The sequence below is a fragment of the Metapseudomonas otitidis genome, from assembly GCF_900111835.1.
Classification (GTDB): domain Bacteria; phylum Pseudomonadota; class Gammaproteobacteria; order Pseudomonadales; family Pseudomonadaceae; genus Metapseudomonas; species Metapseudomonas otitidis.
Window position 1 is genome coordinate 228,508 of the sequence record NZ_FOJP01000009.1, and the last position, 20,801, is coordinate 249,308.

A 20,801-nucleotide genomic window follows, 5' to 3' on the forward strand; every position below is an offset into this window, starting at 1 on the left:
CGTTTTCGGGCGCCGGCGGCTGGGCCTCAGCCCAGGGCCTGCAGGTGCTCCGCCAGTTGGTCGGCCAGCCACAGCGCGGCGGGGCCGAGGGCTTCGTCGCGCCGGCAGACCAGCTCCACCACCAGCGAGGGCGGCGTCCAGTCGCTGCGCAGCTCCACCAGGTGGCCCTGGTAGGCCGGGTATTGGGCCACGTGCCGGGGCAGCCAGGCCCAGCCCAGCCCGCGCATCACCAGTTCGGCCATGACGTAGAAGCTGTCGGCGCGCCACACCTGGGGCCCGAGCTGCTCGCCGCCGGGGTAGTGGCTGTCCTGCGGGGCCATGAGGATCTGCCGGTGGCGCACCAGCTCGCGGCGGTCGGCGTAGCCGCTGGCGGCCAGGGCGTGAGTCGCGCCACAGACGGTGACCATCTCGATGGTGCCGAGGCGCTGGCGCTCCAGGGCGTCGGGCATGTGTTCGTGGTGGAACAGCAGGCCGAGGTCGGCGCGGCGCTCCAGCAGCTTGCGCGCCACGTCGCCCTGGGCGCTGCTGGCCAGTTGCACCTCCAGCAGCGGGAAGGCTGCCCCCAGCGCCTCCAGGCTGGCCAGCACCGGCTGGTAGGGCATGGCCTCGTCCTGGGCCAGGCGCAGGCGTGCCTCCTCGCCACGGGACAGCCCCTGGGCGCGGCCCTCCAGGCGCTGGCACTGGCGCAGCACTTCGCGGGCCTCCTCCAGCAGGGCCGCCCCTTCCAGCGTCAACCTGGGCTGGCGCCCGCTGCTGCGGTCGAACAGCGCCACCCCCAGGTCCTCTTCCAGCAGGGCAATGGCGGTGCTGACGGCGGACTGGGCGCGGCGCAGATCCCGTGCGACGGAGGAAAACGAGCGCCCCTCGGCCACGGCGACGAAGACGCGGATCTGTTCGAGGTTCCAGTGCATGGCGGCTCAACCTATCTCTGATTCAGATGGGTAATGACTTTATCCCATCACAGAAAACTCTAGAATCCGCCCACCTGACAGGAGGGCCCGACCATGACCGGCTACATCTACCTCGCCATCGCCATCGCCGCCGAAGTGGTCGCCACCACCTCGATGAAGGCCATCGACGGCTTCAACAAACCCCTGCCGCTGGTGCTGGTCATCGGCGGTTACGCCATCGCCTTCTGGATGCTGACGATGGTGGTGAAGAGCATCCCGGTGGGCATCGCCTACGCCATCTGGGCCGGCCTCGGCATCGTCCTGGTGAGCATCGCAGCGCTGGTGATCTACCAGCAGAAGCTCGACCTGCCGGCCGTGGTGGGCATGGGGATGATCGTCTCGGGGGTGGTGGTGATCCAGCTGTTCTCCAGCAGCACGGGGCACTGATCCAGCGGCGAACGGCCACGCACGGCACACTCGACAGGGGCGCTATACTGCGCCCCTGTTTTTTCCCAGGCGTCGTCTCCCATGGCCGAACCCCTCAGCACCGACATCCTCATCCTCGGCGGCGGCATCGCCGGCCTCTGGCTCAACGCCCGCCTGCGCCAGCTAGGCTACGCCACGCTGCTGGTGGAATCCGCCAGCCTGGGCGGCGCCCAGAGCGTGAAGTCCCAGGGCATCATCCATGGCGGCACCAAGTACGCCCTGCACGGCGCCCTCACCGGCGCCTCCGAAGCCATCTCCGACATGCCGCGCCGCTGGCGCGAAGCCGTGGCCGGCAGCGGCGAGCTGGACCTCTCCGGCGTGCGCCTGCTCTCCGACGCCCACTACCTGTGGTCGCCGGGCAGCCTGTTCGGCAACGTCACCAGCTTCTTCGCCAGCAAGGCCATGCGCGGCCGGGTCGACCCGGTCAGCGGCAGCGAGCTGCCCCCGGCGCTGCAACACCCGAAATTCAAGGGCAAGGTCTACCGCCTGGCCGAGCTGGTGCTGGACGTGCCCAGCGTGATCGCCCGCCTGGCCGAGCTGGCCGGTGACAGCCTGCTGGCCGGTCACCAGGTGGAGCCGCTGCGCGACGGCGAGGCCCTGGTGGGCCTGCGCGTGGACGGCCGCGAGATCCGCGCCCAGCGCATCGTGCTCAGCGCCGGCGCCGGTAACGAGGCGCTGCTGCAGGCGCTGGGCATCCAGCAGCCGGCCATGCAGCGCCGCCCGCTGCACATGGTCATGGCCAAGGGGCCGGGGCTGAAACCGCTGTATGCCCACTGCCTGGGCGGCGGGCCGAAGCCGCGGGTCACCGTCACCAGCCACCCGGCGGCCGATGGCCAGTGGGTCTGGTACCTGGGCGGCGACCTGGCGGAAGCCGATGGCGTGGCCCGCAACGAAGCCGAGCAGATCGCCGCTGCCGAGCAGGAGATGCAGCAGTTGCTGCCGTGGATCGACTACACCGGCACCCAGTGGGCGACCCTGCGGGTGGAACGCGCGGAGCCGGCGCAATCCGGCCTGGTGCGCCCGGACAACGCCTTCCTCGCCGAGCAGGGCAACCTGCTGGTGGGCTGGCCGACCAAGCTGGCCCTGGCGCCGGACTTCACCGACCGCGTGCTGGCCAGCCTGGACCGCGACGGCATCCGCCCCGGCCAGCACGCACCGCTGCCCACCCTGCCACGCCCGCCGGTGGCCCAACCGGCCTGGGAGGAACTGCTGGGATGAACAGCCTGCACCACCTGCACCGCCCTCTCGGCGACACCGGCCTGCGGGTCTCCCCCCTGGGGCTCGGCACCGTCAAGCTGGGCCGCGACCAGGGCGTGAAGTACCCCTCCGGCTTCACCATCCCCGACGATGCGGAAGCCCGCCAGTTGCTGGCGCTGGCCCGTGACCTGGGCATCAACCTGATCGACACCGCGCCGGCCTATGGCCGCAGCGAGGAGCGCCTCGGCCCGCTGCTGCGTGGCCAGCGCCAGGACTGGGTGATCGTCAGCAAGGTGGGCGAGGAGTTCGAAGCCGGCCAGTCGCACTTCGACTTCAGTCCGGCCCACACCCGCCGCTCCGTGGAGCGCAGCCTCCAGCGCCTGGAGACCGACGTGATCGACCTGGTGCTGGTGCATTCCGACGGCAACGACGTGGCGGTGCTACGGGACAGCGGCGTCTACGAGACCCTCGCTGAGCTGAAGCAGGCCGGCAAGATCCGCGCCTTCGGCCTCTCCGGCAAGACGGTGGAAGGCGGCCTGCTGGCGCTGGAGCACGGCGACTGCGCGATGGTCACCTACAACCTCAACGAACAGGGCGAGCGCCCGGTGCTGGACTATGCTGCCCAACACGCCAAGGGCCTGCTGGTGAAGAAGGGCCTGGCCAGCGGCCATGTCTGCCTGGCCCCCGGGGTGGACCCGGTGCGGGCCAGCTTCGAGCTGATCTTCGGTCACCCGGGGGTGACCAGCGCCATCATCGGAACCATCAATCCGCTGCACCTGTCCCATAATGTCGCGACGGCCGCCGCGGTACTGGGTGGGCCAGCCTGACGCCGCGCCCGCGGCCGACCCCGACGCAAGGAGGAGCCGCCATGCCGCGCACCCTGGCACGCAAGGACCCGACCCTCTTCAAGACCCTGCCCCTGCAGGTGGACGCCAGCCCGGACGGGCTGGCCTACCGCAGCCTCGGCCTGCCGATGAACTTCGCGCAGATGCTCGAACGGCGTCGCCAGCCCCTGGTGATCGACGACAACCAGCGCTTCTCGGTGCAACTGGCCAACCTCGGGGTTTCGGTGCGCCTGACCCTGACCCTGCACGGCCAGACCTACTGGGTGGTGGTGCGCCAGCGCCGCCAGGACCGGGGCGACACCGTGCTCAAGCTGATTTCCGGTTATGTGCCGGCCCATGAACTGAACCTGCCGCTGCTGACCGCCATCCAGGAAGTGGCCGAGGAATGCCTGATCGAGACGCCGGACGGCTGGCTCGCCGGCCGCTTCGCCGACACCTGGCTGCCGACGCCCTACCCCAAGGCCCTGCATTACCTGGAGCACGCCTACTTCCGCCTCAGCCCGCTGTCCGGCGCGGCACGGCCGGCGCAGAGCGGCAGCCTGACGCTGCTGGAGCGCCCCCACGCCTACGTGCACCTGCCCACCGCCTCCCTGCAGTTGGTCTACGACCTGGCCCTGGAGCTGCCCCGCGAGGCGCGCCAGCCGAGCCTGTTCCACGTCGATGAAGTGCTGCAGGGCGAGGCCCTGGTGGCCAGCCTGGAGCGCCGCCGGCCGGACATCTACCTGCTGCCCTGCCAGGACGGCCAGCCCACCGGCGAGCTGTTCACCCTGCTGGATGGCGAGCTGAAGCCGGCCAGCACCCGGGGACTGTGGCTGTCGGAAGGGTTTGCCGAGCAGGACGGCTGGCTGGTGCGGGACGAGCGGGTGCGCTGGAAGGACTGGCTGGCACGGGTCGGCACCGCGCCGATGAGCCGGCGGCGACTGGCGGGCTGAGCCCGCCAGCCGCACTCGCGGCCTACTTCAGCTCGCTGGAGCTTTTGCCCAGCAGGCGCCGGGCCACGATCAGCAACTGGATCTGCTGGGTGCCTTCGAAGATGTCGAGGATTTTCGAGTCCCGCGCCCATTTCTCCAGCAGTTCGTCTTCCCCGTAGCCCAGCGCGCCACACAACTCGACGCACTTGAGGGTGACCTCGTTGGCGACGCGCCCGGCCTTGGCCTTGGCGATGGAGGCTTCCTTGGAATTGGGCAGCTTGTTGTCGGCCATCCAGGCGGCCTTGAGGGTCAGCAGCCGCGCCGCTTCCCACTCGGCCTCCAGGCGATAGAGGGTGGCTTCGGCGTGGCTCACGCTGAGCAACGGCTTGCGGTAGTCGAAGCGGCAGCCGGCCTTCTTCAGCAGCTCGCGGGTCCTGTCCAGCGCGGCCTTGGCGACGCCGATGGCCATGCCTGCCACCAGGGGTCGGGTGTTGTCGAAGGTCTCCATCACCCCGGCAAAGCCCTTCTGCACGTCGATCTCAGGGTTGCCCAGCAGGTTGGCCGCTGGCACGCGGCAGTCGTTGAAGCTGATGGAGGCGGTGTCGGAGGCCTTGATGCCGAGCTTCTTCTCCAGGCGGGTGACGGTCATGCCCGGGGTGCCCTTCTCCACCACGAAGGACTTGATCGCGGCGCGGCCGAGGCTCCTGTCCAGGGTGGCCCAGACCACCACCGCATCGGCGCGCTCGCCGGAGGTGACGTAGATCTTCTCGCCGTTGAGCACATAGTGATCACCGTCCTTCACCGCCGTGGTGCGGATGGCGGCGGAGTCCGAGCCGCAGCCCGGTTCGGTGATGGCCATGGCCGCCCAGGTGCTGCCGAAGCGCTTGAGCTGCTCCTCGTTGGCCACGGCGGCGATGGCGGCGTTGCCCAGGCCCTGGCGGGGCATGCCCAGCAGCAGGCCGACGTCGCCCCAGCACAGCTCGATGACGCCCAGCAGGGCCGAGAGGTTGCCGCCGTTGCGCACGCCCTCCTCCGCCTGGCCACTGCCGCGCTTACTGGCGGAGGTGGCGCCGACGGCGTCGGGTGAGCCGGCGTTCATGCCGTCCAGCAGGGCGGCCAGCAGGTCCAGCTCCTTGGGGTAGGCGTGCTCGGCCTTGTCGTACTTGCGGGAAATGGGGCGGAAGTAGTTCGCCGCCACCTGGTGGGCCTGGTTGGCCAGGCCACGGAATTTCTTCGGGGTTTCCAGGTTCATCACAAAGTCCTCAGGACCGGATTTCGACCGCTCGAGCTAGACGCGCAATCGGTAGAAAACGGTTCTCACAAGTGCAGGCCGCCGGCCATGACGGCCACGGCACGCAGGTCGCGGTACCAGCGCTCGGCCGGGTGTTCCTTGGTGAAGCCGTGGCCACCGAGCAGCTGCACGGCGTCGGTGCCGATCTTCATGGCCTTCTCGGCGCACAGCAGGCGCGCCAGGTAGGCCTCGCGACGGAAGTCCTCGCCGCGCTCGGCACGGGCGCAGGCCCGCCAGACCATCAGGCGCATGGCATCCAGCTCGATGCCGATGTCGGCCACCATGAAGGCCACGCCCTGGCGATGGCTGATGGGTTCGCCGAAGGCGACGCGCTCGTTGCAGTAGGTCACCACGTAGTCCAGCGCGGCCTGGGCGGTGCCCACGGCGAGGGCGCACCAGGCCAGGGTGGTGTAGGCGAGAAAGCGCTCCAGATCGAAGGCACTGCCGGCCAGGCGGTCCTCCACCGGCACCCGTACGCCCTTCAGGCTCAGCCGGGCGGTGGCGCAGGCCTTGAGGCCCATGGCCGGTTCGGGGCGCAGGTTCAGGCCCTTGGCACCGACATCCACACGGAACAGTGCCGGGCCGTCGGCCGTCTGGGCAGCGACCAGGATGGCGCTGGCGTTGAGGCCTTCGAGCACCAGGCATTTCTCGCCGTCGAGCTGGTAGTGACGCCCCTTGCGCTTGGCCCGGGTGGCCAGGCGCAGCGGGTCGACCAGCAGGCCCGGCTCGCTGACGGCGATGGCCATGGCCGGCGGGCGCGCAGCCCCGACGAAGGCGGGCAGCCAGCGGGCCTGCTGCTCCTGGGAGGCCCAGCGGCGGATGCAGTTGGCCACCGACAGCGGCACCAGCAGCGAGGCCGCCAGGGACAGGTCGCCCCCGCCGAGGGCTTCGGCGATCAAGGCGTTGGTGACGACGGTGCGCTCGCCGGCCATGCCGCCCAGCGCTTCGCTGACGCCGTAGTGGGCCAGGCCCAGTTCCAGGGCCTGGTTGATCAGCTCGGCGGAAACGCAGCCCTGGGCATCCGCTGCTTCCGCAGCGGGTCGCAGGACCTCGCTGGCGAAGGCGCCGAGCATTTCCACGAGCATCTGCTGCTCGTCACTGAGAGACAGGTCGAAGAGGCCGTCCGGGTCCGCCGGGCGCGGGGCCTTGGCAGATTTGGCGGGCTTGGCCGCCATCCGGAAGCCGGCACGGCTGCCGGTGTACAGGAGGCGTTCGAAGGGTTTGCGCAGCTTGAACCGGTCCGGCCAGTCGGCCTGGGCCACGCGGTTCAGCACGGACAGGGCACGGCCCTGCACATCGGTACTCATGGCATCGCTCCACGCGGGGTGAGGATGCCGGGATGATGCGCGCGCGCCGCCAGGGGCGCCTATGACCGGGCCGACGTGCCGCTGTGGCGCATCGGCCAGTGGGAGCCCCGTTCAGGGGCTGCTGGGCGTCGGCCCTGCCGGACCGTGGGAAAGCTCAGCGAATCAGCGGCTGCGGATCTTCTCGACGATGGCGGTGGTGGAGCTGTTCTCCACCAGGCCGAGCACCCGCACCTCACCGCCGTAGGCACGGACCAGGTCGGCGCCGACCACCTGCTCGACGCCGTAGTCGCCACCCTTGACCAGGATGTCCGGCTTGACCTCGCCCAGCAGGCGCTCGGGGGTGTCTTCGCTGAAGCTCACCACCCAGTCCACGGCGCCGAGACCGGCGAGCACGGCCATGCGCCGGTCCACCGAGTTGATCGGCCGGCCGGGGCCCTTGAGGCGGCTGACGGAGGCGTCGTCGTTGATCGCCACCACCAGGCGGTCGCCCTGGGCGCGGGCCTGCTCCAGGTAGGTCACGTGGCCGGCGTGGAGGATGTCGAAGCAGCCGTTGGTGAAGACGATCTTCTCGCCGTGGGCGCGGGCGTCTTCGATGGCCAGCAGCAGTTGTTCCAGGCTCAGCACGCCGCGCTCGGAACCCTGCTCGCGCTGCACCGCGCGGCGCAGCTCGGGGGCACTGATGGCGGCGGTACCCAGCTTGCCGACCACGATGCCGGCGGCCAGGTTGGCCAGGGCGACGGCCTGGGGCAGGTCTTCACCGGCCGCCAGGCTGGCGGCCAGGGTGGAGATGACGGTGTCGCCGGCGCCGGTGACGTCGAACACTTCGCGGGCACGGGCCGGCAGGTGCAGGGCCGGGTGGCCGGGGCGCAGCAGGGTCATGCCGTGCTCGCCACGGGTCACCAGCAAGGCGCCGAGGTCCAGCTCCTGCATGAGCCGGGCGCCCTTGGCGACCAGCTCGGCCTCGTCGGCGCAGCGGCCGACGATGGTCTCGAATTCATTGAGGTTGGGGGTGATCAGGCTGGCGCCCCGGTAGATGCCGAAGTCCTTGCCCTTGGGATCGGCCAGCACCGGGATGCCCTTGCGACGGGCTGCCTGGATCAGCGCCTGGTGGTTCTTCAGGGCGCCCTTGCCGTAGTCGGACAGCACCAGCACCTTGACGCCGGTGAGCAGGCGTTCCACCTCGGCGGCCAGGGCCTCGGCGTCGGTGTCGAAGGGCTCTTCGAAGTCCATGCGCAGCAGTTGCTGGTGGCGGCTCATGACCCGCAGCTTGACGATGGTGGGCTGCCCGGCGATGCGCTGGAAGCGGGCATCCACGCCGGCGGCGCCGAGGCTGGCGAGCAGGCTCTCGGCGGCTTCGTCCTCACCGGTGACGCCGACCAGGGCCGCGGGTGCGCCCAGGGCGGCGATGTTCAGCGCCACGTTGGCGGCACCGCCCGGACGGTCTTCGATCTGGTCCACACGCACCACCGGAACCGGCGCCTCGGGGGAGATGCGCGAGGTGCCGCCATGCCAGTAACGGTCGAGCATGACATCGCCCACCACCAGAACGGGGGCCAGATCGAAACGGGGCATGGTGAGCTTCATGAAGACTCCAGGGCATGGAAAAACGGCGCGGATCATACCATAGCAGCCGATCCACCCCGGCGAAGGCGCCCGTCAATCGGAAAGCCGGCGGACCCAGAACAGCTCGTGGCGACGCACGGCCTTGCGGAAGAATTCGTCCTCGCCGGTGGCTGGCCAGCGGCGGCCTGCGAGGCAGCGCTGGATCAGCCGGCGCAGGCGTTTCTTGGTGGGCAGCGGCCCCTGCAGGTCATGCTGCATGGCCAGGGCCTGGGCCTTGTCACGCTGTTGCGCGGCATCCAGGCAGAGGCTCCACAGCGGGTCGGCCGGAAGCGGCTCGATGGCCGGCGGCAGCGCGATGCCCTGGCCGGCGGGGCCCATGGGCCAGCGGTCGTTGTCGTGCAGGTGGTTGGCGTAGAGCAGCAGGCTGGCGGGCTGCCAGTCGGCTTGCTGGATGGCCGCGAGCAATGCCTGGGTCGCGGCGACGTGGTCGCTGTGGGGGTCCAGCTCGGGATGGGGCGTGACCACCACCTCGGGGCGGAAATGCTCCAGCAGGTGCGCCAGGTCAGCCACCAGATTGGTCCAGCTGGGCACGCCGTCGGCGTCGCCTGGCAGCTCGATGGGGTTGTGCTGGCGCACGGTGCGGACGTCGGCATCCCTGGAAACCTTCGAGCCGAAGCCCTGGTCGGGTGCCTGGGCCATGGCCGGGAGCTGCAGGCAGTAGTAGCCGAGCTGCACACAGCGGGATTGCGGGACACCGCCCCAGAGCGGGATGGCCAGGCTGTCCCAGCTGCGCAGGCGCCCTTTGAGGCGGGCGGCATCGGCGGCATCCAGGCCGAGCCGCTGGTAGTGCTCGGCTTCGATCTCGCCCTGGGTGAGGGTGACGATGCTGGCCTCGGCGGCCTGGCTGTACAGCCCGAATGCGGCCAGTTCGGCGTCGTCGGCGTGGGGGGCGATGACCATCACCCGCTGCTGGCGGAAGTCCGGCTGGGCGAGGGCGTAAAGAGTGGCGTCGGCGGCGACCCGGCAGAAACGCCCACGAATGACGAGGGTGCCGGCCTGCAGCAGGTCGTGCTGGCCGGTCAGGTTGAGGTAGCGCCAGCCATCGACGCCGCGCTCGAAGTCCTGGCGGTCGTCACCCACGCAGACCGTCGGGTCCAGCCAGCGGCCCAGCCAGGACGCGCGCAGGCGCACCCGCAGGATCAGCGTATCCGCGGCGCCTGCGCCCTCGGGCAGGTGGACACGGCCGCTGGCCAGGTCGAGCTGCCACTCGGGCGTACCGGCCGGGAAGGCGTAGCGGTAGTCATCGCTCGGGGCGTAGAACAGGTGGTCGGCGAACCAGGCCTCATGGGCGATCCAGCCCAGCACCAGGGCCAGCGGCACCAGCCACCAGGCCACGCCGATGCCCAGGGCCACCAGCAGGACGAGGGCCACCAGCAGCGCGATGCGCTTCTGCCGGCGGTGGCGTTTCAGCAGTTGCTGCTTGCGTCCGCTCATGGGTTCACACCTGGTAGACGGGCACGCGGTGGCACCAGCGGTCCTTGTATTCGCGGTCGGCACGCCCGAAGGAGTAGCGCAGCGGCTTGTCCAGGGCGCGGGCCTCGGCCCAGGCGGCCTGGGTGTTGACGAAGCTGAGGACGCTGCCGGGGCTGAAGGCGCGCTCCTGGGGATCGACGCCACCGTTGATGTATTCGAGGCTGACCCAGCGCGGGGCCTCGACCCGGTAGAGCACCTGGATGGCCACGGGGCGGTCCTCCAGGTAGATCAGCGAGCCGGTCATGAACTCGCGCATCAGGCCGAACACCTCGGCCAGGTGCGCCTTGCCGGTGGCCTCGAAGCCCCAGCGACGGTGGAAGAGGTCGGCATAGATGGCCGCCTGCTCCGCCGGTTCCAGCTCCAGCATGGGGCGGATCACGCCGCCCGCCTCTTCCAGCAAGCGTTGCTCGCGGCGCTGGTTGTAGCGGAACTTCTTGCTGTAGTCCTCCGGCTCGCGGGCCAAGGCCAGACCCTCGGGCTGCTCGCGCAGGCCGGTGATGCCGCCGAGGTTGAGGGCCGAGACATAGCGGGCCCGATGACGCAGGGCTACGCCGGCCTGATCGGCGATGGGCAGGATGATTTCGGCGTTGCCCAGGTCGAACAGACCGCGTTTGCCCTGTTGCTTGAGCACGTCCTTGGACAGCGCCAGGTGTCGGCCCCAGGTGGGCAGCGCGGCGACCAGGCGGCCGCCCTGGTTCCAACCCAGGTAGCGCACGGGGATGCCGACCAGGCCGGCCAGGCGCTCGACCACCTCGGGGTGAGTGGCGACGCTGCCGCCGAACTCATGCCAGGCACGGGCATAGGTGGCGGCGTCGATGGGCTCCCAGCCCCGCTCACGCCAGGCGCGCAGGTAGCTGAGCATCAGGCGTCCTGCTCCACCACGTCCTTGCCGTCGTCCTCGAACTGCTTGGCGTGCAGGCGGGCGTAGTAGCCGTTGAGGGCCAGCAGTTCGCGGTGGGTGCCGCGCTCGACGATGCGGCCCTGGTCCATCACCAGGATCAGGTCGGCCTTCTCGATGGTGGAGAGGCGGTGGGCGATCACCAGGGTGGTGCGGCCCTTCATCACTTCGTCCAGCGCGGCCTGGATGTGCCGCTCGGACTCGGTGTCCAGCGCGGAGGTGGCCTCGTCGAGGATCAGCAGCGGGGCGTTCTTCAGCAGGGCGCGGGCAATGGCCAGGCGCTGGCGTTGGCCGCCGGACAGCAGCACACCGTTCTCGCCCACCAGGGTGTCGTAGCCCTGGGGCATCTTCTCGATGAACTCGGCGGCGAAGGCGGCTTCGGCAGCGGCCTTGACGTCTTCCAGCGGGGCGCTGGCGAGGTCGCCGTAGGCGATGTTGTTGGTGACCGTGTCGTTGAACAGGGTGACGTGCTGGGTGACCAGGGCGATGTGCCGGCGCAGGTTACGCAGGCGGTAGTCCTCGATCTCGACGCCATCCAGCAGGACCTCGCCGTTCTCGTGGTGGTAGAAGCGCGGAATGAGGTTCGCCAGGGTCGACTTGCCGCTGCCGGAGCGGCCCACCAGGGCCACCATCTGGCCGGGTTCGGCGACGAAGGAGATGTCGTCCAGCACGGGCTTCTCGCTGCCCGGGTACTGGAAGTTCAGGTGGCGGACCTCCAGGCGGCCTTCGACGCGCTCGCGCTCGACGGTGCCGCGGTCGATCTCGGGCTCCTCATCGAGCTGTTCGAAGATGCTCTCGGCACCGGCGACACCGCGCTGGATGGTGGAGCTGACTTCGGACAGCTGGCGGATCGGCTTGGGCAGCAGGCCGGCCAGGGTGATGTAGGCCACCAGGTCACCGGCCGAGGAATCACCACGCATGTAGAGGACGAGGAACATCAGCACAGCCATGGCGCTGTAGATCACCAGCTGCAGCATGGGGGTGTAGACCGCCGAGGTCTTGGTCATCTTCAGCTGGCGGTCGGTGTTGCTGGTGCTGGCGTCGAGGAAGCGGCTCGACTCGTAGGACTCGCCGCCGAAGCTGCGAACCACCCGGTAGCCCTGGATGGTCTCGGAGGCGACGTGGGTGACATCCCCCATGGCGACCTGGATCTTCTTGCTCTGCTTGCGGAACTTGCGGCTGGCGCTACTTACCATGAAGGCGATCAACGGCAGGATGGCCACCATCACGAGGGTCAGCTGCCAGTTCATCCAAAGCAGGGAGGCGAACAGGAAGACCACCGTCATGCCTTCGCGGATCACCACCTTGATGGCGTCGGTAGCGGCGCCGGTCACCATGGTGACGTTGAAGGTGATGCGGGAGATGAGGTGCCCCGAGTTGTGGTTGTCGAAGTAGCGGTTCGGCAGCACCAGCAGGTTGTTGAACAACGCCAGACGCAGGTCATGGACCAGACCGAGCGAGACCTTGGCCAGGAAGTAGTTGCCCAGGTAGGAGCCGATCCCCTGCCAGAGCGCGATGAACACGATCAGCAGCGGCACGGCCTGCAGCAGTTGCAGGCGCGCCAGCCAGGGGTGGTCCTGCACGAAGGGCACGCCAGCGAAGAAGCTGGCCTCGGGGTTGTTCAGCCCGTCGACGAAGTACTTCAGCACATAGCCGAACATGGGCTGGGTCGAGGCGAAGATCAGGAACCCGACGATGCTGATGAGGAAGAGGCCGATGTAGGGCTTTACGTAGGAGAGCAGCCGGAAATAGATCTTCAGGCTGGAGACGTTGCCCTGCTTGGGGGAATCGGACATCGGTGGACTCGACTGGACAAGGGGCAGCTATATTAGCACCGCCATGAAGCCATCATGGAACCGCAGGCCGCCCTTGGGGCATCATATGCCGCCCCCTGCCTGCCCGAGTATCGTCCGTGTCCACCTTCACGCCCCTGCCCGCCGCCGACCTTGAACAGATGATCCAGGGTGCGACCCTGGTGGAACAGGACAGCTTCGGCCCAAAAGTCTACCTATTGGCTAACGGCGATTACCTCAAGCTGTTCCGGCGCAAGCGCTGGCTGTCCTCGGCCTTGCTCTGCCCCCATTCGAGGCGTTTCCTCGCCAACGCGGCGGCTCTTGGAAAACTCGGCGTCCCGACCCTTGAACCCCGTCAACTGTTCCGCCTGGACAAGGCAGGCTGGACAGCCGTGACCTACCGACCACTCCCCGGGCAGACCCTGAACCAGTTGTTGAAAAGCGGAGAGGAGAGCTGGGAAAGCCTGGTGCAACCTCTAGCCTGGTTCATCAACCAACTGCACCTCCAAGGCATCTATTTCCGCTCGCTACACCTGGGGAACATCGTCAGGACTCCGGAAGGCACGCTGGGGCTTATCGACATTGCCGACATGCGCGTGCGCCGCGCCCCTCTGGGCCGCAGCCTCATACAGCGCAACCGGGAACACTTCGACAAATACATCCGCAAGGAAAAGTTGCCTTATCGCAGCGAAACGCTCTGGGCACTCTGCGATGAACTGAGCCCCACCTGAAGCAGGCGGGGCTGTCTCGGGTTCAGCGTGTCGCAACAGCAGGCCGCTGGGAGGGGTTTTCCAGCAGGGCCAACGGCAGGAGTATCAGCACCCAGAGTTCATCAGGGTTGCCGATCAACTGGCTGCCATCGAAGTTCAGGCAGGCCAGTGCCGAACACAGGTAGAGCCCCCAGGGATCGCGGAACTTCCAGGCCTTGGCCAGGGCCAGCAAGCTGATTGCCAGGAACAGCAGCAGCGCCGGCAACCCGTTGTAGACACCGAAGGCGATAAAGATGTTGTGGGGGTGCTGGATAGGCGTGCCGTTATTGATGGTAACGGCGGTATGGAACTCCACACCGCAGCCCCTCAAGATACCGCAGTTGTTCCACTCGTCCATCATGATGCGCCAGAGGTCGAGGCGGCCTGAATCGCCTCGTTCTAAAATGAGGGCATGATACTCTGGGTAAAGCCACCACACGGTCACGCCCACCCCGACAACGGCAACCAAAAGCCCGACCAGGCTGATGAGCAGACGCCCGCCTGAACGCACTGCCCACAGAAGCGCCAGCCCCATAACTAAACTCAATCCGACCAGGCCGGTACGGCTTTGCAGAACGAAGGAAACGCAGAACAGTGCCAGCGCAAGGGCTGCCCCCATTTCCAACCAGCGACGCCCAGTAACCCAGTAGGGCATGGCCAAGGCAAAGCAGCAGGAGATCCACATGCTGGTGTAGATCGGGCCGGACATGCGCGACGGGAGCCAGATGACCCGTTCACCCACTGCGTAACGTCCAGTGATCCAGTAGACGATGGCCGACCCGGTTACATAAAGAATAAGCACCCAGAACAATCCGCGTGCGAACAGTTCACTGCGAAAGAAGTCCGGTGATACCAGGCGACTCGCTGCTACCAGGAACAGCGCCACGTAGAGCACATGCTTGACATACTGGCCACCTCCATCGGAGACGCCGACGGCGAGACTCCAGATCAGAAGCAAGGCCCAGCACGCAACCGGCCAGCCCAGAGGTGGGAGTCGATCCCGTAACACCCACAACCCCGCGAACGTGGGTAATGCCAATGCTGCGTAATACAGATTGTTGACCATCTTCGCGGTGGGCAACAGTAAAAATGCAGCGACAAACGCTATGAGCGCAAGTGTCAGGTAGCCGGAAAAGCGCCCCTGGCCAAATACCTGCGTCTTGACATTCATATCAACCATCCCAGCAGAACTCCCAATCCAAACACTACAACCAGGCGCACCCGATCCATTTGTTTACGTTTCTTCTTCTTCCTACGCTCTTCGGGCACCCCAACGTGCTCACCGAAACCGGTATGCAGTACCGCATCGTTCTCCAGGATCAGGGCATAGCGCTGGTCGGCGGCATACAAGCGCGAAAGATCCTTTTCCCCGTCATGCTGCGCATAAGGCGCATGACGCTGGTAATCCTGCATCCGCCGCAACCCCGGATTGAAGGAGAACCCCTGCCACTCTGCCTTGGACGAGCGAACCTCATAGCTGACGACACCATCCACTACGCGGCGCTCCCCCAGGGAAACGTAGGGGCTGTGAATGGCCAGGTCATGAGCGGCACTGCGCAACCATACCTGCAGGGCCTGGGGATCGGCTTTCAGCAGCGCCATGGAGTCTTCGATGAACCCAGGCCGGTAGAACGCCCAGTCATCCTCGCAATGAAAAACCCAAGGGGTCTCGATATGGCTGTAGGCCAGGTCGACAGACGCCATCTGCCCCAGTCGAGGCCGGTTGACGAACACCGTAGTATGCGGACGCCAATGCTCCGGAATGCACTCGCGCACGGCCTCTTCACCCGAATCCTCGGTGATGAACACAGCACGGATCGGGTAGGTATTGAATCGATCCAGTGACTCCAGTGTGCGGCGCAGCAGATCGAACCGGCCACAACTGGTCACCATCACGCTGACATCGCTGTCCTCAGAAAAGATCACGGATCACTCCTCACGGAAACCTTCGGCGGTCACGCACCAGGACGCACGCTCAGCCAAGCCGGCAGGGCCACACAGGACCGGCTCTGCATGTGCCGGCCAGCGGTCGCACTTCCAGGCAATGAAATGGAAATAGGGAAAGCTTCGATCGCCATCCCGGTCGTTGGTCAGCACACCTTCCCGCCATACCCATTTCGACGGGAAATCGAATGAGCCATCGTGCCAGGGGATGCGTCCCCCCGGGGTGCTGAAGGCCTCTTGGAACAACGATTGACGGCGCCAGGGGTTCAGGCGGTCCAGCAGCCAGCGCAAGGCCGCAGGGCGATTCTTGTAGCGTACGAACAACCGGCTGAATGCTGCCTCGTCGAAGGCGTTATGCGTTGGACTGGCCAGGGCCTCACGCCATCCATCGACCTGCATGAAGGCCTCTCTCATCCTGGCGCTGTTGCGCATCATGCACAGATGCCCTGACACACGACGCACATGAGTCGAGACCAGCTCATAGCGTTGCAGTTGAAGGGCACTCAGGTAGCCACGCAGGTCGCCATAGATCAGGTCGATGTCGCTGAAACCCCAGTAGTCATAAGATGCAAGACGATCCGTATGGATGTATCCAAGGGCCGGTTTCAGGTCGCACAACTTATAAGGTGAGTCGGGCGTGAAGGCGATTCCGAGCCGATCGGACACGTGCTCGCAATAGGCCTCGAAGGCCAAGGTCTCGAAGCGGACGTTGGCGGGCGCCTGTTCGGGTACGCCGCAATCCGTGAAAAAGAGCCAGTCGATGTCTGGATTACCTGCACATCCACGCAAGAAGAACGGCATCCAGAACGGCCAGCGACCAAAGTAGGGAATCAGGAAGAGCAGCCGAGGCGACGCTTTCATAGACCCAACCGCAAACGCAATCGCTCAAGCAGGCCAGGCGGCGGCTGGTCTCTCAGGGCGGGCTGCATGGCTGCTACGACCTTATGGCCGATAGCCCCGAACCCATAGGCATCCTCCACGAGCCGCCGTCCGTTAACGGCGATCCGCTGAGCAAGCTCCGGATCGGCACGCAGGGCAGCCAGCTTTTCCTGCAGGGCCTCCACAGAACGGTAGAGCACGACGTTGTCCATGTCCTCGAACCCCAGCGCGCGATTCTCCTCATCCCCCTGGTCATAGGCCAGGAGTACACAACCGCAGGCCATCGCCTCGAAGTTCTTGATCATGTATTCGCCCATCCCCACATCCGCACTGACGAAGAAGCGGATGCGATTGAGCATCGACAGGTACTCGTCTCCTGAATTGGTGCGGGTGACGACGAGGTTCTCGACCTGGCTCAGCGACTCCAGCAACTGGCGACGACCGCTGTAAGCGACGCTCTTGATACTGCCGACGAAGCCCAGTTCGATATCCCGGGACTGCTCCAGATCCCGAAGGAGCGCCTGGTCGTACCCCTTGGGTACGAAGCAGGCATCGAACCCCTCTTCACGCAACCGCCGCGCGACTTGCGCGCCCGAGCTGATGACACGCACCCAGGGCATGCGGGCGTAGTGCCGACTGAAGGCGCCGGTGTATTTGCAGGGGATGTAGTTCTGATAGGCGTCATGCTCCAGAACGACGAGGTTCGGCACGCCACGCAGGAAGCGCCACTGGCGCATCTCCTTCTTGAAGCGCAGGAAGCACAGCACCCGGTCATAGCGGGAAAGGTCTACATTCCGCTTGAAGTAGCGACGCAGATTGGCCTGTTCGTCGCTGCTCAGCCAGCGGATGTCACAGGTGTCGCACGCCTCGACGATGCCGTCGTACAGACGATCCAGGATGGCCCTCTGCTCGGCCTGAACCAGAAACAAGACCCGCATCAGAACAAGCTCTCCTCATCCAGTGAACGGCAACCCGTGCTGGCAATATCCACGATGGAATAGGTTGCAGTCCCTCCATTCGAGGCCGCGAGCGCTGCACAAAAGCGCTCAGGCTGATCCAGAGGAAGTGAATGCAGTGCAGCGGGCGCAGCTGTCCACCAGCGGCTGTCCAGCAATTGCTCACGAAGGGGCTCGGGAAAGCGGAACCTGACGACACGAGCGGGCACGCCCGCAACTATCGCATAGGGTGGAACATCACGCGTCACCACCGAACGCGCCGCCACAACAGCACCAATGCCGATGGAAACGCCTTCAAAGACCATCGCCTCGCGACCAATCCAGACATCGTGCCCCAGGGTAGTGGCACGAACCCGTGCATCGTAACGGCGTGACTCAACCTCGTGTGCGATGGGATGGGTAGTCACCCAATCCAGCGGATGGCCCGCCTTGTCCTGCCCCAGCACCACACCGTTGCCGATCGAACAGAAACGGCCGATCTCGCTGACGTTGTGTAGCTCACACCCGCTGCGCAGATACGATTGGGCACCGATGCGGATTTCCCTGCAGCCGAATTGGACATTGCTGATGGCGACCCCTTCCTCGACAAGAATCCGGGTACGCGATGGAAGCCCTGCGAGGCTCGTGGCGAACTTGACGCCCCGACGGCGAAGCCATCGGCGGAAGTACCTGTCCCGGAGTGCGGCTAGCAGCTTCACAGGCGAACGCCTTCGCCAGTTACGGGCAACAACGGCAACGCCCAGAAAGCGCGGCGCACAGCGGCATCGGAATAGACACGCTGGAGCCGCTCTTGCGCGGCGCTGACATTCGGTGCTGCTGCAACGCGCTGCCCCAGTAAATGCGATAACGCGGCCGCATCGCCCATCGGGAACAGATCCTCAGCCGCCCCGACCACCTCGGGCGCTCCGCCACAATCGGTTGCGATCACAGGCAGTCCGGCCGCCATCGCCTCCAGCAGCACCATGCCGAAGGGCTCCTGATCGGACGAGAGCACGAACAGGTCGAACGCACGGAAATAACGCCGCCCCTCCGGGACCTGCCCAAGGAAGCGTACCCGTGCAGTAACGCCCAATTGCTCGGCCAGCGCTTTCAGGGAAGCCTCAAGCCGTCCACTGCCCATGATGGCCAGCAGGCTGCCAGTTGGCAGTTGCGGCAACGCTTCGGCGAATCCGCGGATCAGCGTGGCCTGGTCCTTGTCCGGGTGTAGGCGGCCGACATTACCGACCACCCAGGCATCCTGGGGCAGGCCCAGCGCCTCGCGCGCTTCTTCGCGAGACTTGAGGCCAGCCTGGACCGCCGCGATATCGATCCGGTTGTAGAGGGTCTCGATCCGCTCAGCAGGCCAGTCGGGCAGGCAACGGCGCATGTCGTCACGCACCGCGTTGGACACCCCCAGCAACGCCAGGCGCTTGCGGAAGAAGTTGGCGAACACCCGGCGCGACGACCGCTGGTAGTCACCGAAAGCATGGTGCACGCCGATCACAGGCAGCGATGTACCCAGCAAGGCGATGTAGATCGGCTTGAAACGGTGGGCAATGCAGAAACGGAAATCGCGACCTGCCACGATCTTGCGGATCGCACGGATCGCACCGAGCTTGAGCCCCCTCACGTCACGGCTGCTCTGGCCGAGGAAGATCACTTCATCGGAAGCCGATCCCTGCACCACCGCCTCACTCGGCTCGCCCGTGAGGTAGACGGTCGTCACCTTGTAAGGGGTGCCCTCGAACAGCACGGCGTACTGACGGGCGCAATCCAGAAAGGGCCCGTCATAGCCGTGGCAGAACTGCAGGACGCGCGGTTCAGAGCTGCTCATACCACTCGGCGCCTTCCTTGACCACGAGGATGTCTTCCATGATCAGGTACTGCAGGTCCGACCCGTAGAACATGTTCAGGGCATCGGTCGGCGAGCAGATCATCGGCTCGCCGCGACGGTTCAAGGAGGTGTTCAGCGACACGCCGTTGCCGGTCAGCTTCTCCAGCTCGAGCATCAGGTCGTACCAGCGCGGGTTGTGCCGACGCTCCAGCACCTGGGCCCGAGAGGTGCCGTCCTCGTGCACCACCTCTGAGACACGCTCCTTCCACTCCTCGTTGACCTCGAAGGTGAAGGTCATGAAGGGGCTCGGGTGGTCCACCTTGAGCATCTTCGGGGCAACGGTATCGAGCATCGACGGGCAGAAGGGCCTCCAGCGCTCGCGGAACTTGATCTGTTCGTTGATGCGATCGGCAACGCCCGGAACGCTCGGGCAACCGATGATGGAACGACCGCCCAGGGCACGCGGGCCGAACTCCATGCGTCCCTGGAACCAGGCCACCGGGTTGCCGTCGACCATGATGCGGGCGATGCGCTCCGGGGTGTTCTCGATACGCTTGAACACCGGCTTGTTCGGGTGCTTGGCGCAGGCGGCGATGACCTCCTCGTTGGAGTAGGACGGACCGAGGTAGACGTGCTCCATCCTCTCCACCGGCACGCCGCGCTTGTGGGAGACATAGGCCGCGGCGCCCACGGCGGTGCCTGCGTCGCCGGAGGCCGGCTGCACGAACAGCTCCTTCACCTCCGGGCGGGCGATGATCTTCTGGTTGAGCTTGACGTTGAGCGCGCAACCGCCGGCGAAAGCGATCTTGCCGGTGTCACGGATGATGTCGCCCAGGTAGTAGTCCATCATCTCCAGCGCCAGCTTCTCGAACAGCGCCTGCATGCTGGCGGCGTAGTGGATGTAGGGGTCGTCGGCGATGTCGCCCTGGCGCTTCGGTCCGAGCCACTCGATCAGCTTGGGCGAGAAGTAGTAGCCCTTGCCGTTTTCCTTGTAGCGGCGGAAGCCGATGACGTTGGCGTAGTCGGTGTTGATCACCAACTCGCCGTTCTCGAACTTGGCCAGGCGGGAGAAATCGTACTTGGCGGCGTCACCATAGGGCGCCATGCCCATGACCTTGAACTCGCCGTCGAGCATCTCGAAGCCAAGGTACTCGGTGATCGCGCCATAGAGGCCGCCGAGGGAGTCCGGGTCGAAGAATTCCTTGATCTTGTGGATCTTGCCGTTCTCGCCCCAGCCGAAGAAGGTGGTGGCGTACTCGCCCTTGCCGTCGATCCCGAGGATCGCGGTCTTCTCCTTGAAGCCGGAGCAGTGGTAGGCGCTGGAGGCGTGGGCCAGGTGGTGCTCCACCGGCTCGATCTTCACCTTCTTGGCGTCGAAGCCCAATTGCTCCAGGCACCAGACGATCTTGTTGCGGTAGCGCTTGTAGCGGCGGTTGCCCATGAGGATCGCGTCAAGGGCGCGATCCGGTGCGTACCAGTAGCGCTTGGCGTATTGCCAACGGGCCTTGCCGAAGAGGCTGATGGGGGCGAAGGGGATGGCTACCACGTCCACGTCGGACGGCTTGATGCCCGCCTGCTCCAGGCAGAACTTGGCCGACTCGTAGGGCATGCGATTCTTTGCGTGCTTGTCGCGCACGAAGCGCTCTTCTTCGGCGGCCGCGATCAGCTTGCCGTCGATGTAGAGCGCGGCTGAAGGATCATGGCTGAGGGCGCCGGAAAGGCCGAGGATCGTCAGTGCCACAGTGT

19 protein-coding genes are annotated in these 20,801 nt (G+C 66.4%); 5 read left to right on the forward strand and 14 right to left on the reverse strand.

The annotated features are described in order from the left end of the window. Positions 1-26: 26 nt before the first annotated feature. Complete coding sequence (locus BM198_RS13690; protein ID WP_074970621.1) at positions 27-911, reverse strand: LysR family transcriptional regulator; 885 nt, start codon at positions 909-911, stop codon at positions 27-29. A gap of 93 nt (positions 912-1,004) precedes the next feature. On the opposite strand from BM198_RS13690, the gene BM198_RS13695 reads away from it, so the two are divergent. The 4 genes from BM198_RS13695 (at position 1,005) to BM198_RS13710 (ending at position 4,350) form a co-directional block, all read left to right on the forward strand. Beyond that, positions 1,005-1,337 (forward strand): DMT family transporter, encoded by a 333-nt coding sequence (locus BM198_RS13695; RefSeq protein ID WP_044401034.1) that lies wholly within the window; start codon positions 1,005-1,007, stop codon positions 1,335-1,337. An 81-nt stretch (positions 1,338-1,418) separates the two neighbouring features. Beyond that, positions 1,419-2,594 (forward strand): NAD(P)/FAD-dependent oxidoreductase, encoded by a 1,176-nt coding sequence (locus BM198_RS13700; RefSeq protein ID WP_074970623.1) that lies wholly within the window; start codon positions 1,419-1,421, stop codon positions 2,592-2,594. Continuing rightward, a complete protein-coding gene (locus BM198_RS13705) occupies positions 2,591-3,400 on the forward strand; it encodes an aldo/keto reductase (RefSeq protein WP_074970625.1) in 810 nt (269 codons plus the stop codon). Before BM198_RS13700 ends, BM198_RS13705 begins: the two co-directional genes overlap by 4 nt. A gap of 41 nt (positions 3,401-3,441) precedes the next feature. Further along, positions 3,442-4,350: a metal ABC transporter ATPase gene (locus BM198_RS13710; RefSeq protein ID WP_074970627.1), complete on the forward strand. Its 909-nt coding sequence runs from the start codon at positions 3,442-3,444 to the stop codon at positions 4,348-4,350. Between the two features lie 22 nt (positions 4,351-4,372). On the opposite strand, the gene BM198_RS13715 is transcribed toward BM198_RS13710, so the two are convergent. The 6 genes from BM198_RS13715 to msbA form a co-directional block, all read right to left on the reverse strand. Next, on the reverse strand, positions 4,373-5,581 hold the full coding sequence (locus BM198_RS13715) for an acyl-CoA dehydrogenase family protein (protein ID WP_074970629.1): 1,209 nt from the start codon (positions 5,579-5,581) through the stop codon (positions 4,373-4,375). 65 nt (positions 5,582-5,646) lie between these two features. Then, positions 5,647-6,927 (reverse strand): acyl-CoA dehydrogenase family protein, encoded by a 1,281-nt coding sequence (locus BM198_RS13720; RefSeq protein ID WP_074970631.1) that lies wholly within the window; start codon positions 6,925-6,927, stop codon positions 5,647-5,649. A 162-nt stretch (positions 6,928-7,089) separates the two neighbouring features. Beyond that, positions 7,090-8,511 (reverse strand): bifunctional D-glycero-beta-D-manno-heptose-7-phosphate kinase/D-glycero-beta-D-manno-heptose 1-phosphate adenylyltransferase HldE, encoded by a 1,422-nt coding sequence (hldE, locus tag BM198_RS13725; RefSeq protein ID WP_074970633.1) that lies wholly within the window; start codon positions 8,509-8,511, stop codon positions 7,090-7,092. A gap of 72 nt (positions 8,512-8,583) precedes the next feature. After that, positions 8,584-9,984 carry a PIG-L deacetylase family protein gene (locus tag BM198_RS13730; RefSeq protein ID WP_074970635.1) on the reverse strand — a complete coding sequence of 467 codons (1,401 nt, stop codon included), beginning with the start codon at positions 9,982-9,984 and terminating at the stop codon, positions 8,584-8,586. A gap of 4 nt (positions 9,985-9,988) precedes the next feature. Beyond that, positions 9,989-10,885 (reverse strand): GNAT family N-acetyltransferase, encoded by an 897-nt coding sequence (locus tag BM198_RS13735; protein ID WP_074970637.1) that lies wholly within the window; start codon positions 10,883-10,885, stop codon positions 9,989-9,991. After that, entirely contained in the window at positions 10,885-12,717 is a 1,833-nt protein-coding gene (gene msbA / locus BM198_RS13740) for a lipid A export permease/ATP-binding protein MsbA (RefSeq protein WP_074970639.1), read from the reverse strand. Before msbA ends, BM198_RS13735 begins: the two co-directional genes overlap by 1 nt. Before the next feature lie 158 nt (positions 12,718-12,875). Here msbA and BM198_RS13745 point away from each other — a divergent pair, with 158 nt between their 5' ends. Continuing rightward, positions 12,876-13,445 (forward strand): BUD32 family EKC/KEOPS complex subunit, encoded by a 570-nt coding sequence (locus tag BM198_RS13745; RefSeq protein WP_074970688.1) that lies wholly within the window; start codon positions 12,876-12,878, stop codon positions 13,443-13,445. Positions 13,446-13,467: 22 nt separating this feature from the next. Here BM198_RS13745 and BM198_RS13750 read toward each other — a convergent pair whose 3' ends face one another. From BM198_RS13750 to BM198_RS13780, 7 genes are read right to left on the reverse strand one after another with little or no spacing between them, the layout of a single operon-like run. Then, complete coding sequence (locus tag BM198_RS13750) at positions 13,468-14,634, reverse strand: O-antigen ligase family protein (RefSeq protein WP_074970641.1); 1,167 nt, start codon at positions 14,632-14,634, stop codon at positions 13,468-13,470. After that, positions 14,631-15,356 carry a glycosyltransferase family 2 protein gene (locus BM198_RS13755; RefSeq protein ID WP_202119598.1) on the reverse strand — a complete coding sequence of 242 codons (726 nt, stop codon included), beginning with the start codon at positions 15,354-15,356 and terminating at the stop codon, positions 14,631-14,633. The genes BM198_RS13750 and BM198_RS13755 overlap by 4 nt, the downstream gene beginning before the upstream one ends. A gap of 36 nt (positions 15,357-15,392) precedes the next feature. Beyond that, complete coding sequence (locus BM198_RS13760; protein ID WP_074970645.1) at positions 15,393-16,268, reverse strand: DUF6625 family protein; 876 nt, start codon at positions 16,266-16,268, stop codon at positions 15,393-15,395. Then, a complete protein-coding gene (locus BM198_RS13765; protein ID WP_074970647.1) occupies positions 16,265-17,224 on the reverse strand; it encodes a glycosyltransferase family protein in 960 nt (319 codons plus the stop codon). The genes BM198_RS13760 and BM198_RS13765 overlap by 4 nt, the downstream gene beginning before the upstream one ends. Continuing rightward, positions 17,224-17,940, reverse strand: coding sequence for a CatB-related O-acetyltransferase (locus tag BM198_RS13770; protein ID WP_244165694.1), 717 nt, complete (start codon positions 17,938-17,940; stop codon positions 17,224-17,226). Before BM198_RS13770 ends, BM198_RS13765 begins: the two co-directional genes overlap by 1 nt. Then, a complete protein-coding gene (locus BM198_RS13775) occupies positions 17,937-19,055 on the reverse strand; it encodes a glycosyltransferase (RefSeq protein WP_074970649.1) in 1,119 nt (372 codons plus the stop codon). Before BM198_RS13775 ends, BM198_RS13770 begins: the two co-directional genes overlap by 4 nt. Continuing rightward, complete coding sequence (locus BM198_RS13780; RefSeq protein ID WP_074970651.1) at positions 19,042-20,796, reverse strand: carbamoyltransferase family protein; 1,755 nt, start codon at positions 20,794-20,796, stop codon at positions 19,042-19,044. The genes BM198_RS13775 and BM198_RS13780 overlap by 14 nt, the downstream gene beginning before the upstream one ends. Between the last annotated feature and the right edge of the window lie 5 nt (positions 20,797-20,801).